This window comes from Psychrobacter lutiphocae DSM 21542, from assembly GCF_000382145.1.
Taxonomy (GTDB): domain Bacteria; phylum Pseudomonadota; class Gammaproteobacteria; order Pseudomonadales; family Moraxellaceae; genus Psychrobacter; species Psychrobacter lutiphocae.
Genome location: NZ_KB907633.1, coordinates 34,470 through 49,556, shown reverse-complemented (window position 1 = coordinate 49,556; position 15,087 = coordinate 34,470). Strand labels below are relative to the sequence as shown.

The window sequence follows — 15,087 nt, the reverse complement described above, 5'->3', positions numbered from 1 at the left end:
ACCCTAACCCTAACTTTTAGTTCCTATACCATGAGCAAAACTATGATGTTAACGCTATCACCACGTTTTACTGGCAAGCTGCCTGATGACTTACCTCAAGGTTTAACAACTTTGTATCAACAATCGCCAACTCTGACACGGCTATTGCTTGCAAGAGGTGTCACCAGTATAGATGATCTAGATTACTCATTATCTTCTTTGTTAGCGGCTGATGGATTACGTGATATCGATCCTGCGGTGCAGTTGTTAAATGATGCTATTCAACAGCAACAACGTATCTTAATTGTCGGTGACTTTGATTGTGATGGTGCGACTAGTACCGCTTTGATGATGCGAGTGTTAACAAAAATGGGTGCTCAGGTAGATTTTGTGGTGCCAGACCGCTTTAAATATGGCTATGGACTTACGCCAGAGATAGTGCAACTGGGAATTGATGAATATAGCCCTGATCTGATCGTGACGGTAGATAACGGCATCTCTAGTCATGCTGGGGTAGATAAAGCCAATGAACATGGCATCAAGGTAATTATTACAGATCATCATTTGACTACCAAAGCCACACCTGCTGCCGCTGCTGTGGTCAACCCCAATCAGTTGGATTGTCAGTTTGCTAGTAAAGCATTGGTAGGGGTCGGTGTGGCGTTTTATTTGCTTGGACGCTTGTCAAAGTATCGGCGTGAGCAAGGGCTTAAAAGTGTACAAGTAAGCCGTTATTTGGATTTGGTAGCCTTAGGTACGATTGCAGATGTTGGTGTATTAGATCACAATAATCGCACCTTGGTCAGTCATGGCTTGGCTGCCATTCGTCAAGGGCGCTGCTGTGCAGGGATTTTAGCACTGCTAGAGCTAGCAGGACGTGATTATCAAAAAGTAGGCGTGCAAGATTTTGGCTTTGTCCTTGGGCCTAGAATTAATGCAGCTGGACGTATGGATAATATGCGTATTGGTATTGAATGTCTATTAACCGATAATCCCGAAAAAGCGAAGCAGTTGGCTTTTGAGCTTGATAAATTAAACAAAGAGCGGCGTTTTGTAGAAGGTGGAATGCGCGAGCAAGCTGATGCTATTTTGGTGCAGTTGCATGCTCAGCAAGAACAACCTAAAGCTAGCCTTACAGCAGAGGTAGTGAAAGAAGATGAGGTCACGGATACAGTGAGTAAGCAGGCACAATCACGTAGCTTGGTTTTGTACCAAGATGATTGGCATCAAGGCGTCATCGGTATCCTTGCTGGAAGACTCAAAGAAAGTCATTATCGTCCTGCTATTATTTTTGCACCAGCAGATATAAACAAATTGGGAGATGAAGATGCAATTAAAGGATCGGCACGCTCCATCCCAGGAATTCATATTCGAGATGCTATTGAGCATATTGCTCAAAATCAGTCAGAGTTGATTACTCATTTTGGTGGGCATGCCATGGCCGCTGGATTAACAATACAAAAGCGCCATTTTGAAGCGTTTAATCAGGCTTTTGAGGCACTCATGCAGCAGCAAGATGCCAGTATCTTTGAAGAAGAGCGCTTTACCGATGGTCCATTAATGGCGCAAGATTTTAGTCTTCATTTTGTGGATGCACTGATTAACCATCATATCTGGGGGCAAGGCTTTGTGCCACCTCAGTTTGATGGCTTATTTAGCGTACAAAGCTTTAGAGTTTTAAAAGATAAGCATTTAAAGCTGTCGCTGGCTTATCCAGGTGTGATGTACCCCATTGACGCCATTTGGTTTAATTACGATGTAGACAAATGGGATTATCGTGCTAGTGAGGTACATATTTTGTTTGAGCTGGACATCAATGAATGGAATGGCAATCAAAGCATTCAGTTGATGGTGAAAGATTTGGCGGTGACAGTGCTTACTTAACTAAGCGAATAGACGGCAAATGCCAGTCAAAACGTAATGCTAAGATACGAACGCCAAAAATGACGGCTAAAGTAATCAAGTCATTGACGCCCGTTTCAACCCCATAAGATCTCAATAATAAATAAATGCACGAGCCGATGATACTGGCTGTGATATAAATCTCTTTTTGCAGTACTAAAGGGATTTCATTACAAATAATATCACGCACCATACCGCCCACAATTGCGGTACATACCGCCATCAAAATGGCCACCACAGGGGGAGCACCATGATTTAGCGCTACCTCTAACCCAATGACACTAAAAGCAGCTAGACCAATAGCATCAAACAGCTTTAGAGCAGTATCAATCTTATGATACAGATGAAAAAAGATTTGTAAAATTAATGAGGTGATGGTGATTACTAATAAGTAATTTAAATCTAGCATCCAAAATAAAGGATGCCTATCAATGACAATATCTCGAATAGTACCACCACCGATGGCATTGACCATAGAGACTAAGATGCAGCCAGTGACATCAAACCCTTTGTGTTGTGCAAGTAATGTACCAGCAATCGAACAGGCAACCACACCAACCATATCAAATAGGTAGATCAGATTTTCCGTACTCGCAAGGTAGCTTAGCATTTATTTTAAAACCCTTAGACCAGGCTTATTTTCAGGCTTTGACTTTGTTGGCTTATTGCTCTTAGCTCGTTTGTTGGGAGAAGTCTCAGCAGTGTCTTCTGGTACAAAGTTATCATATTCATTGGGGTCGAAAGGCATTGCGATGGCTTGATTTTCTTTGGCAAAAATAGCGATAACCGCCTGCATTGGTATCCACAGCTCTTTGGAAACACCACCAAAACGGGCATTAAAACTGATATAGTTATTGTCTATCGACATATTGCCAGTAGCACGACTAGCGATATTAAGTACGATTTGTCCATTTTGTACATACTCAGTTGGTATGACTAAGTTGTCTTGAGTAGCGTCGACCAACAAATAAGGGGTCAGCGCATTGTCCTCTAACCACTCATAAAAGGCACGAATCATATAGGGACGGGTGGGGGTTAATTGTAAATCTTCCATGCAAACCTCACTGTTAGGATATTACTAGATAGTTGTGATGATGTGTGTTGTTTATGTCTGTTGTTTATGTGTGCTGCTTAAAAGTCAGGCCAAAATTCAGCTAGCCCGTTACTCTATGGTTTGGATAAAGCTGTGACGCTCAAATAAGCGCTGCTGATAGTCTATTAGCGGGCGGCACAAATGGCTTGGTAATTCAATTTGCATCTCATCTAGTCGATAGAGCATTGCCCCCAATAGAACATCACACCAACCAAAGTCATCTGACATAAAATAGCTAGACTGCCCAAACACAGGTGATAGAGTAATCAAGGCATCAGACAGGCGTTGTCTAGCAATCTTAGCTTGGCTAGGATTAATACTGTCTTTGTGAGTTAATAATATACGCCCTAATTTAAGCCAATCATTTTGGATACGCCAAGCTAGCTGTCTTTGTAGCGCTTTTTGTTTTGGCGATTCGGGCAGTAGTTTGTGCCCATGATACCTATCTTCTAGATATTCAAAAATGACATTGAGCTCATACAAACTAAAGTCACGGTGTACTAAGACTGGTAGGGTGTTGTAAGGATTTAATTGCCGTAAATCCTCTGGTCGCTCACTATCTAGCAGAGACAGATAATAATTAATATTTTTTTCAGCCAATAACAACCTGATAACGTGGCTATCGTAGCCATCGTCGGCATACAGGACAAGCTGGCTTTCAGGAATATCTTTAGGATCAATCATAGACGGCAAGACAAAGAAAATAGACTAGCATCCTAACCAAAGTACCCACGTTAATCAATAGTTTAATGTTTAACATCCTTTTTTTAACAAATAAAAAAGGCGATAGATAGACTATCACCTTTTTATTATTTTTATGATTGTTTTGTTATTATCGTCTATTTGCTCTAATTTATTTGACGTCTTTCCAGAATTCTTTGTTCAATAGATATACAGGAATTAATAAAATTAGTAAGAAGATAATGACAAAGAAGCCGTAACGCTGACGATCTTCACGTACAGGTTCAGCCATCCATGCCATAAAGTTAACTAGGTCACCTACACGACTGCGATATTCTTCTTCACCCAGTTCATTTTGTAGGTTAAGTAACACATGTGGCATGGCCGCATTTTGTAGTACTAGGTTATTAGCACCCCAAGGACGACTTGGATCTTCATAGAAGCTTAACAAATAGGTGTAAACCCAGTCATCACTACGTAGGCGGGTCTCTAATGACAAGTCTGGTGGTGCAGCACCAAACCAGTCAGCTTGAACTTCAGGATCTATACCAGCATCAATGTGATCTCCGATTTGATCTGAAGTGACCAGCAAATACTTCTCTACGAGCTCAGGTGGAATCTCTAAGTCCTGAGCTATGCGTGAATGACGTACATACTTAGCGGTGTGACAGCCAGCACAGTAGTTCATAAACATGGTAGCACCACGTTGTAATGAACCCTTGTTGGCAAAATCAATAGGCGCTGTACTACACGCCAAATGCTCTTCAACACCTTCAGCATTGGTGAACGTACCACAACCTGAACCTCCTGCTGCTTGGGCAGAAGTGGTGGCCGCAAGTGTTAAAGCAACACCAAATCCGATTCCGGTCAATGATTTAGTTAACGCACTCATTAGTGACCTCCAGTAACGCGTTCAGGTGGCTGCTTACAAGTCTCAATTGATGTGTAAATTGGCATCAACAAGAAGTATAAGAAGTATAAGATGGTAAATATACGGCCTAAGATAGTGTTAACCGGAGTAGAAGGTGCGACACCTAAATAACCGAGGAATATAAAGCTTACAACAAAGATAGCCAATGCAATCTTAGACAAAATACCTTTATAACGGATTGATTTTACAGGTGAACGATCTAACCAAGGTAATAAAAATAGCATGGCAATAGCACCACCCATAGCGATAACACCACCTAGCTTATCAGGCACCGCACGTAAGATAGCATAGAAGGGGGTGTAGTACCAAACAGGGGCAATATGCTCAGGTGTCTTCAATGAGTTAGCTGCTTCAAAGTTTGGCTTTTCTAGGAAGAAGCCACCACCTTCAGGGAAGAAGAAGACCACAGCAAAGAAGATAATGAAGAAGACCACAATACCTACCATGTCATGCACAGTGTAGTATGGGTGGAATGGAACACCATCTAATGGTACGCCATTTTTGTCTTTTAGTTTCTTGATATCAACGCCATCAGGGTTGTTTGATCCTACATGGTGTAGGGCAACTAAGTGAATAAATACTAAGCCAACCAATACCAAAGGAATGGCAACAACGTGTAGAGCGAAGAAGCGGTTTAGGGTGATACCAGAAATTAGATAGTCACCACGAACCCATTCAGCAAGACCGTCACCAATTACAGGAATGGCCGCAGGTAAGTTCAAAATAACCTGAGCACCCCAAAATGACATGTTACCCCAAGGCAGTAGGTAACCAAAGAAACCTTCGGCCATCAGACACAGGTAGATACCCATACCAATGAGCCAAATTAGCTCACGAGGCTTTTTATATGAGCCGTAGAGCATACCGCGGAACATGTGCAGGTAGACCACCACGAAGAAGGCAGAAGCACCAGTAGAGTGCATATAGCGAATTAGCCAGCCACCTTTGACATCACGCATGATGTATTCAACAGAGGCGAAAGCACCTTCAGCACTTGGGTTAAACATCATGGTTAGCCAAATACCAGTCACTAACTGGTTGACCAATACGATCATGGATAACACACCAAAGAAGTACCAAAAGTTAAAGTTCTTTGGTGCATAGTACTTTGACATATGATATTCATAGGTCTCAGTCGCAGGGAAGCGGGCATCGACCCAACTCATCATTCTTTTACCAAAACTCATGATTATGCCTCCCCGACAGTTAAGATAGGACCATCAATACTATGCTCTGGTACTGGCAAGTTGGTAGGAGCAGGTACGCCCTTATAAACACGACCAGCTAAGTCATATAGCGATCCGTGGCAGGGGCAGAAAAATCCACCGTACCAGTTTGCACCACCTAAGTCAGCAGCACCGACCTCAGGACGATAGTTAGGTGCACATCCTAAATGGGTGCAAACCCCTTCAACGACCAAGATACTTGGTTCGCGTGAACGGGTTTCATTTTTGGCATACTCAGGTTGTATTGATTCTGCTGATTCTGGGTCACTTAACTGGGGTTTTACTTTTTCCAAGTTAGCAACCATCTCATCCGTACGTTTGACCACAAAGATTGGCTTACCACGGTATTTCACGACAATCATCATGCCATCTTCGATAGCACTAATGTCTTGAGTTACAGCAGCACCTGCAGCTTCTGCTTTCGCACTTGGATACCAAGAACGAACAAAAGGTGTTGCCACCGAAGCAACCCCTACTGCGCCAATGGCGGCAGTAGAAGCGATCAGAACTCTACGGCGTTTTATGTTGACGCCTTCGGCATGGCTCATTAAAAACTTCCTCCAGATAAATGTCATGAAACAAGACACGGCACTTAATATACAAGTATCCGCTGTTGTTTCATACTGGTATGTAAAACCCAATGCAATAAGAAGACAATAACATTAAATTCCATTGTGTTATTTGTCATTAATAATATGATGTTGGGTTACATTGGCTTTGCCTAATATTACTAATTGTGTCTATTCTAAGCTATTTTAGTAATAAAATAAATTCGCTTGTGTAAAAATAAAAAAACCCTTGAGTCAACAAGGGTTTTTTCAGATAAAACATGCAAATAAGATGTGTCTCGTTACATAAATTAACGTTTCGAGAATTGTGGACGCTTACGCGCTTTGCGTAGGCCCAATTTCTTACGTTCAACTTGACGTGAATCACGTGTAACAAAACCAGCTTCTTTTAACGCAGGCTTTAAGGTTTCGTCAGATTCGATTAATGCACGAGTGATACCGTGGCGAATTGCACCAGCTTGACCATTAATACCACCACCTTTAACAGTAGCGTAGATATCATAGGTTTCTGCGGCATCTAATAATTCTAGTGGCTGACGAACAACCATGCGTGATGTTTCACGACCAAAGTACTCATCTAGTGGCTTGCCGTTTACAACGATATTACCAGTACCTTTTGATAAAAAGACGCGGGCAGTTGACGTTTTACGACGACCAGTTCCGTAATTGCGTTCCATAACTTACTCCTGATTATGCGATTAAATGTCTAGTTCTTGAGGCTGCTGGGCGGCATGTGGATGCTCAGTACCCGCATACAACTTCAACTTCTTGATGGTAGCATAACCAAGAGGGCCTTTAGGTAACATACCTTTTACGGCTTTTAAAAGTACTTCTTCTGGTTTATGAGCGATCAGCTTGGTAAAGTTTGTTTCTTTAATGCCGCCAGGATAGCCACTGTGACGATAGTATTTTTTGTCTTGGGCTTTCTTACCAGTAACTTTTACTTTGTCTGCATTGATAACAACGATGTAATCGCCAGTGTCAACGTGTGGCGTAAAAGAAGGCTTATGCTTACCGCGCAAACGGTGAGCGATTTGAGTGGCAAGACGACCTAAAGTTTTACCTTCAGCATCGACGATATACCAGTCGTGAGTAACCTCAGCGGGCTTTGCACTTTGTGTTTTCATGATTAAACCTTAAGTTGTCGAGTGAAGCAGTTGTCATGGAAATTATGAGTTTCTACTTCACTGTCGTTGAGAGTGTTGGGGGAAACGGGGCTCTCAAAAAACAGACGCACATTGTATGCATTACGCAGACAAAATGCAACCAGTGAATGTAAATATTGTCATTTTTTATGGCTATCGATTGTTACAAACTACGTGGTTTGGATTTTTTATTAAGGGTGTAGGGCGACAATCACAGTTAATATGAAGCCGTAACCAATACCAAAAATCGAAAGTAAGGGTGTTTTTAGAGCGATATTTGAATCAGGCTGGCAAAAATTTGTCCAATTTTGGTCGATTTTAATACCTTATATGGCTGCATTAAGTCAGATAAAGTCTCTTTCAGTTCTCGTCTGTCTTCTATATATAATAGTGTGTTTGAGTCAACCAGTTGTTGCTGAATCAATATGTTTAATAAAGACACCCACAGCATTGAGTCATAAGGAGGGTCTAAAAATATTAGATGATAAGGGGGCTGGGTGTGGCTGGTTTGTTCACAGTTAGGTTGGATATTGTTAATAGGGTTGAGTTCGGTTGTGAGTACGTGTTGTGCATCACCGACATATATCCGAAATTGATCAGTCGTAAGTTTTAGCTTGTGTGCCGTTTGGGCAATTTGCTGTGCTTGTTGAGCTAGTAGCTCGATAAAAGTAACCTGCTGTGCGCCGCGTGAGAGTGCTTCAAAGCCAAGTACGCCACTGCCTGCACATAAATCTAATACATGGGCTTCGTGCAGATCAAACTGTAACCAGTTAAATAAGGTCTCTCTGAGCCTGTCAGGACTTGGACGTAAGCCTTCAGCATCAATAAAAGATACCCATTGGCGTTTGAATTGGCCACCTATAATGCGTACTTGGCTGATGGCAGCTTTGGCTTTGGTCGGAGCTCTTTTTTGTTTGGTCGGTTTTTGTCTATGCTTGGCACTCATGTTGTCGCTCACGTGGTGGTCTATACAGTCTCTGATATAAATTGAGTTGACGATGCTGAATTAACGATATTAAATTGACTATTCAGCAAATTGACTATTCAGCAAATTGACTATTCAGCGTCAGGTTTATTATTTGTAGCTTCTTGCGCCTCAGCTTGTTTTTCAAGTGCCTCTTGTGCGTCACGCTCGGCATCTAATTTTGCTTTTTCAGCGGCCTTTTTGGTTTTTATTTCAGCAAGCTCCTCTGGAGTTGGAGGTAAAATCGGGTTGTTTGGACGCTGTAATATCCAATAATCAAATAGCGCACGTCCGATAGGAGCCGCTGTGGTACTTCCGCCACCACCATTTTCGACCAAGATAGCAATAGCAATTTGTGGGTCATCTACTGGCGCAAAGCCAGTAAACCAAGCATGGTCCCAATGACGCTTATCCAAAGCTGCTTTATTATAGCTTTTGCCTTGTGGGATGGACTTAACTTGCGCAGTACCCGTTTTACCCGCCATACGATAGCGTGGAGTATAGATACGGCGGGCGGTACCTCGTTTGACTGTTTGCTCCATCGCATTGTGCATTTTTAACCAGTCGGCCTCGGTACCATTAAACTCAATTTCGCCAGTGGGCTTATCAATCGGATGTACTTCAGCAGCACCCTCAGAACGTTTGAGCATGTGCGGTGTAATTTCTTTACCCAAACTTGCAGTCATGGCGGTGGCATTGGCAACTTGTAATGGGGTTGCCAAAAAATAACCCTGACCAATACTGACAGAAATGGTTTCACCTGGCAGCCAGTCTTTGTTATAAGTGTCTTTTTTCCATTGCGGGGAGGGCATAATACCTGATTTTTCGTTGGGCAAATCAATGCCGGTATCTTTACCAAAACCAAACTTCACCATCCAGTCATGCAGGCGCTGAATACCAAGCTGATATGATAGCTTGTAGTAATAGGTATCCACTGACATCACAATGGATTTGGTCAAATCAACCGTACCATGCCCTCCTTTTTTCCAATCACGAAAGCGGTGGCTATCACCTGGCAGGCTGAAGTAACCAGGATCATATATAGTATCATTCCACCCCATAATGCCATAATGAATGCCAGCTAAGCCCTCAAATGGCTTAATGGTAGAGGCGGGGGGATACATACCTTGTAGCGCACGATTATATAAAGGCTGGTCTGGATCATCACGTAAAGCGCCATAATCTTTAAAAGAAATACCTGAGATAAAAGGGTTTGGATCAAAACTTGGGTTGCTAACAAAAGCTAACACATCACCATTAGTAGGATCTATGGCGACAATAGCACCGCGGCGGCCATTGAGTTGATCTTGTGCTACTTTTTGTAGTCCATAATCTAAGCTAAGATAAATATCATTCCCTGGAACTGGTGGGGTGCTTTCTAGTTTGCGTAATATCTCTCCATGAACATTTGTTTCTACTGCCTGATACCCTGGTTTACCCAATAATAAGTCTTCATAGTATTTTTCAATACCAATTTTGCCAATTAAATCAGTACCTGCATAGCGCTCTTTATCGATTTGCTTGGTCTCCTTATCATTAATGCGTCCTACATAACCAATAACGTGAGCGAACAGCTCGTCATAAGGATAGCTGCGAGTGAGTTTGCTTTGTATGCTTACACCCTTAAAAAAAGGTTTGCGCTCACTAAACTGCGCCATCTGTTCATCTGTAATATCAATTTTTATGGTTACTGGGTCGTTTTTATTTTTATCAATACGCGCTAAGATATCGATGATCTCTTCATCTGATAAGTTAAAAATAGGTGCTAATAGAGCCAGCGTTCGTTTAGGGTCTTTGACTTCATCAGGGCTTAGCATGGCAGTAAATACTGGCTTGTTATCTGCTAGCAAAACTCCGTTTCTATCATAGATATACCCGCGTGAGGGTGGGTCTGAAATTAGCTTAACTCGATTATTCTCAGCTTGGGTAATATACTTTTCATGCGAATAGACCTGCAAGTACCAGTAGCGCACCATAAGCATAGCCAAGCCTAGAAGGATAAACAGACCAGCAAATAAGATGCGGTGGATAAATACACGGTTTTCTTCGCGAGTGTCGCTAGAGATTGGTTGTTTCATGAAAGCGGTTTCATTAAATCGATTAATTACAAGGCGTGAAAAGGTAGTTTGCAGGTGCAAAGAAATATTGACAGTTACCGTTGATGAAGATCATTTGGCGAGTCACGGCTTGCAAATTATAGCACAACCACAGAAGCTTGCGACCAGTCATAAAAATGAAAACTCGTTGCTTAAGATCTGTTGAACTTTTACCATATGTGCTTGATAGCAGCCTAGGCTTAAAGAAAAACTTTATTTTTTTGTACCTATTTCTACACGAACTTTACACAAAAAAAATAGACTAGATGTTTACTACGAATTAACAGACACTAATATAAATTTTGGATTATGGGTTGCAGTCGTTATAGTGAACAGGCTATCATCAATAACATAAAAGGATTTAGTCACGCTAAATCAACCCCTTATCGGATTAAAATTAACCCCTTATCGGATTAATAGGTTAGGCTATACATTAATAGGTATTAGGTTATACATTAATAGGTATTAGGCTACACTTTGTAGATAAATCGGGTTAAAATTTGGCTTTCTAAAATGATAAAAACATGGAAATAGGTTGCGACAATCAGCCTAAGTATAAGTGATACACCCAACATGCTATCTTCAATCTGGCAATACTTAACAGAACATCCTGAATTTTTTGCGATGATGACCATCCCTTTTGTAACCGCATTTGTTACTTGGGCACATGTGTGGATGGCGCTAAAAATGTTATTTTACCCCATCAAATTTTGGGGCATCAAGATTCCAAATCTACCCTATGACTGGCAAGGATTAGGCTGGCAGGGTATCGTGCCACGCAAAGCGGGCAAAATTTCCGGAGTCATTGTTGATCAAACTCTCTCTAAGCTGGGTTCACTTGATGAATTCTTTAAGGCGATGGAGCCTGAAGAAATGGCTGACTTTATCACTCAAACGGTGGATGAAAATCTTGAGCAGTTGATTGATGAAATTATGAATGAGCGCTCAGCATCGTTGTGGAGCAATCTACCCTATGCAGTTAAGCGCCGTATCTATGCCTATGCACATCAGCAGTTGCCAGAGATTATGCGTGAGCTGGTCGTTGACTTGACCCATAATGTTGAAAACTTGGTCGATATGCGCGAGATGATTGTGCGGACTATGGAGAATGATCGCCGTTTGATGGTCAATATGTTTTTAAAGGTAGGTCAAAAAGAGATCAACTTTATCTGGCATATTAGTGCGTTGATCGGATTTATCTTTGGTATTATCCAAATGTTTATCTATTTATTGGTGCCACAGCATTGGACAGTGCCATTTTTTGCCGCCATCTGGGGATTTTTAACCAACTGGATTGCCATTTGGATGGTATTTAATCCAGTAGACCCGCATCCCATTAGGTATTTGCGTCTATTTAAGCGTGTCAAAGGCTTCCCCTTTATTGTGCCTGTATTACCACGTATTGATACCTATAATTGGCAAGGTGGCTTTATGAAACGTCAGCCTGAAGTCTCTGAGGTATTTGCTGGCATTGTGGTCGAAGAGCTAGTCACTCTTGAGAATATTATGAATGAGATGATGTATGGAAAAAAGGCAGCTGAAACACGAGTATTGATGAAGCGTCATCTCTATGCTTTATTAGAGTCACCTGTGGTAAGTACCACCTTGAGAGTTGGCTTAGGTCGCCGTGAATTTGGTCAATTAAAAAATACTATAATTGATAAGTCTATTGATGCCACTATGGTACCAATTCGAGATCCTGAGCTGAATGAAAGTCGCGCCAGTAAGATTTATGGGCTATTTTGTGAGCGTATTAAGGCGTTAACCTCACATGAGTTTCAAAACTTATTGCGTCCAGCCTTCAGAGAAGATGAGACTACCCTGATTATTTTAGGCGGGGTTACCGGCTTTTTGGCAGGTTGGCTACATCTTATCTTGGTATTCTTTCCAGTGAGTGGATAACTGATTAGTTAATAATTTTGCTGCGATCTTTGACACAGTGAATGGTGGTAGTTTAAGACCTCTCTTCTGATAGATTGAGTTAACATATGTGCTGACTATTGGTGTATTGAACATGCTATAATGCCGCCTTAGTGAATATACTAAATGATGCAGTAGGTGTCACAGATAGCATTGTCACTAAAAATGGAAAAGCCACTCGCCAAAAATGAGTGGCTTTGTTCGTCATAATACAAGGTTAATCTAAACATATTTTTAATCTGGATTTAACCGATTGCTGTTTGACTGTATTTTTATTGATCAACACCTCATCACATTAAGTCAAAACCAAGCGAATGTCATTTTAAGCATGTGTTATTTATTCGTTTAAACAAGTTTTATTTATTCGTTTAAGCAAATGTTATTTATTAGTGATTTGTCTATTAAATATTAAGTATTGAAAATTAAACACTGAATACGAGTTTACGCTAAATGATAGTTTGATTATGCTAAATTAGACTTTTAATAAGCAATAGCGACGTAGTTTTAGGGCGAGCAAATATGGTAATCACAGAGCTAGGATATTTTGCATTAGTTGCATCATTGATATTGGCTTTATTGCAAGTTGTACTACCAAGCTTTGGTATTACACGCGAACAACCGCATCTGCAACGTTTGGCGCCAAGTTTGGCTTGGGCACAATTCGTTGCCGTCTTTGTGTCATTCCTGACCTTAATGGCTGGCTTCTACTATAATGACTTCAGCTTGGTCTATGTGGCCCAACATTCAAATTCATTACTGCCTTGGTACTATAAATTATCTGCAACTTGGGGTGGTCATGAAGGCTCATTGCTATTATGGGTGACTATCCTAGCGGCTTGGTCTGCCTTGGTGGCATGGTTTAGCCGTGGATTGCCGTTAAATATGAGAGCACGTGTCTTGGTTATCCTAGCGGCAGTGCAGTTTATGATGCTCGCCATGTTAATTTTCACCTCATCACCTTTTGATCGCACCTTACCCAATATTCCAGTTGATGGCGCAGATCTTAACCCCTTATTGCAAGACCCTGGACTTATCTTCCATCCGCCGATGCTATATATGGGCTATGTCGGCATGTCGGTACCTTTTGCCTTTTGTATGGCTGCGTTATGGGCAGGGCGACTTGATGCGGTTTGGACACGTTGGTCACGTCCCTGGGCGCTGGCGGCGTGGGGCTTTTTAACGCTTGGTATCGCCCTTGGTGCTTGGTGGGCATATTATGAGCTTGGATGGGGTGGCTGGTGGTTCTGGGACCCAGTAGAAAATGCGTCATTAATGCCATGGCTTGCTTGTACCGCTTTGATTCACTCATTGGCAGTGACTGAGAAGCGAGGGGTATTCAAGGCTTGGACCATTATGCTGTCCATCTTTGCCTTTGCACTAAGCTTGTTAGGAACTTTCTTGGTACGTTCTGGGGTGATTACCTCGGTGCACTCGTTTGCAGCCGACCCGACTCGTGGACTTGCGATTTTGGTAATTTTAGGTATTGTCATTGGTACTGGATTAATCATGTTTGCGGTACGAGGCTGGCGCTTGACCGTAGAGAGCCATTATGGCTTAAAGTCACGTGAAACCTTATTGGTGATTAATAATATTTTAATTTTAGTTGCAACTTTAGTTGTGCTACTTGGAACTTTGTACCCCATTATTGCTGACTCCTTTAATCTAGGTCAGGTCTCTGTGGGCCCTCCCTACTTTAATGCTTTATTTGTACCATTAACCTGGCTGCTATTATTGGCATTAGGCATGGGGTCAAACTTGCGCTGGAAACAAGATAAGCGTCCGCTATTGGGCGTGGTCAGCACCATATTTGTAAGTAGTGCGTTATTGGCAGCTATTGTCACTTACGTCTTTACCCAAAGCTTAAATTTACAGATAGTTGTAACAGCAGCCTTATGTCTGTGGGTGCTTGGCTGGATGCTATATGATATTAAAGACAAAACCCGTAATGCATCTTCTTTAGGCGCAGGCTTACGCCGTCTAAAAGCCCACTATTGGGGCATGCACATTGCGCACTTGGGTATCTTAATTTTGGCCATAGGTATTGGTGTTACCAGTGCATTGAGCGTCGAGCGTGACGTGGCAATGCAAGAAGGTGATACGGTAGAAGTTAGTGGTTATGACTTTAATTTAGTTGAATTTGATGAAGTGCGTGGCAAAAACTATGATGCTGTGCAGGCTGAGATTCAAGTTACTAAACAGGGTAAATACGTCACTACTTTATATCCACAAAAACGCAATTATGTGGTAAGTAGTATGCCAATGACTGAAGCAGGTATTACCTCTGGCGCCATGCGTGACCTGTATGTGGCGTTAGGTGAGCCGATTGATGACAAAAATCCTGAAGGAAGTTGGGCGGTTCGTATTTATGTTAAGCCTATGATTGCTTGGCTATGGACAGGTGCTTTATTGATGGCATTAGGCGCCCTAGTTAGTATGTTAGATCGCCGTTATCGTTTGAAAAAGAATTAATGTGTTTGTGAGAGTGTCGATCTTTACCAATCAAATTAAGCCAAATGCTATGATTTGTTCAAATGCTATGGTTTGTTGTAGGTAATTGCCGCCCTAGATTGTTTATTGAGGA

At 41.8% G+C, this 15,087-nt stretch carries 13 protein-coding genes; 3 read left to right on the top strand and 10 right to left on the bottom strand.

Features of this window, described 5'->3' with window-relative positions; genetic code table 11:
• Positions 1 to 45: 45 nt before the first annotated feature.
• Positions 46 to 1,863 carry a single-stranded-DNA-specific exonuclease RecJ gene (gene recJ / locus H140_RS0106205; RefSeq protein ID WP_026348887.1) on the top strand — a complete coding sequence of 606 codons (1,818 nt, stop codon included), beginning with the start codon at positions 46 to 48 and terminating at the stop codon, positions 1,861 to 1,863.
• On the opposite strand, the gene H140_RS0106200 is transcribed toward recJ, so the two are convergent.
• From H140_RS0106200 to mrdA, 10 genes are all read right to left on the bottom strand, one after another.
• Positions 1,856 to 2,491: a trimeric intracellular cation channel family protein gene (locus H140_RS0106200; RefSeq protein WP_019672798.1), complete on the bottom strand. Its 636-nt coding sequence runs from the start codon at positions 2,489 to 2,491 to the stop codon at positions 1,856 to 1,858. The two genes, recJ and H140_RS0106200, sit on opposite strands and share 8 nt — an antisense overlap.
• The gene (locus H140_RS0106195) at positions 2,492 to 2,935 is read right to left on the bottom strand and encodes a ClpXP protease specificity-enhancing factor (RefSeq protein WP_019672797.1); all 444 of its coding nucleotides are present in this window, start codon (positions 2,933 to 2,935) and stop codon (positions 2,492 to 2,494) included.
• Positions 2,936 to 3,043: 108 nt separating this feature from the next.
• A complete protein-coding gene (locus H140_RS0106190) occupies positions 3,044 to 3,658 on the bottom strand; it encodes a glutathione S-transferase N-terminal domain-containing protein (protein ID WP_019672796.1) in 615 nt (204 codons plus the stop codon).
• A gap of 169 nt (positions 3,659 to 3,827) precedes the next feature.
• Positions 3,828 to 4,547, bottom strand: coding sequence for a cytochrome c1 (locus tag H140_RS0106185; RefSeq protein ID WP_019672795.1), 720 nt, complete (start codon positions 4,545 to 4,547; stop codon positions 3,828 to 3,830).
• Positions 4,547 to 5,752, bottom strand: a complete 1,206-nt coding sequence (locus H140_RS0106180) for a cytochrome b (RefSeq protein WP_026348886.1) — start codon at positions 5,750 to 5,752, stop codon at positions 4,547 to 4,549. Before H140_RS0106180 ends, H140_RS0106185 begins: the two co-directional genes overlap by 1 nt.
• A gap of 23 nt (positions 5,753 to 5,775) precedes the next feature.
• On the bottom strand, positions 5,776 to 6,360 hold the full coding sequence (gene petA, locus H140_RS0106175) for a ubiquinol-cytochrome c reductase iron-sulfur subunit (protein ID WP_019672793.1): 585 nt from the start codon (positions 6,358 to 6,360) through the stop codon (positions 5,776 to 5,778).
• Positions 6,361 to 6,671: 311 nt separating this feature from the next.
• Positions 6,672 to 7,058, bottom strand: coding sequence for a 30S ribosomal protein S9 (gene rpsI / locus H140_RS0106170; protein ID WP_019672792.1), 387 nt, complete (start codon positions 7,056 to 7,058; stop codon positions 6,672 to 6,674).
• A gap of 21 nt (positions 7,059 to 7,079) precedes the next feature.
• Entirely contained in the window at positions 7,080 to 7,508 is a 429-nt protein-coding gene (rplM, locus tag H140_RS0106165) for a 50S ribosomal protein L13 (RefSeq protein ID WP_019672791.1), read from the bottom strand.
• A 283-nt stretch (positions 7,509 to 7,791) separates the two neighbouring features.
• A complete protein-coding gene (rsmD, locus tag H140_RS0106160; protein WP_019672790.1) occupies positions 7,792 to 8,472 on the bottom strand; it encodes a 16S rRNA (guanine(966)-N(2))-methyltransferase RsmD in 681 nt (226 codons plus the stop codon).
• Between the two features lie 110 nt (positions 8,473 to 8,582).
• Complete coding sequence (mrdA, locus tag H140_RS0106155; protein ID WP_019672789.1) at positions 8,583 to 10,568, bottom strand: penicillin-binding protein 2; 1,986 nt, start codon at positions 10,566 to 10,568, stop codon at positions 8,583 to 8,585.
• A 591-nt stretch (positions 10,569 to 11,159) separates the two neighbouring features.
• Between mrdA and H140_RS0106145 the strand changes: the two genes are divergently transcribed.
• Together H140_RS0106145 and H140_RS0106140 are read left to right on the top strand one after the other, a co-directional pair.
• Complete coding sequence (locus H140_RS0106145; RefSeq protein ID WP_019672787.1) at positions 11,160 to 12,488, top strand: DUF445 domain-containing protein; 1,329 nt, start codon at positions 11,160 to 11,162, stop codon at positions 12,486 to 12,488.
• 537 nt (positions 12,489 to 13,025) lie between these two features.
• Entirely contained in the window at positions 13,026 to 14,975 is a 1,950-nt protein-coding gene (locus H140_RS0106140) for a heme lyase CcmF/NrfE family subunit (protein ID WP_019672786.1), read from the top strand.
• Positions 14,976 to 15,087 lie beyond the last annotated feature (112 nt).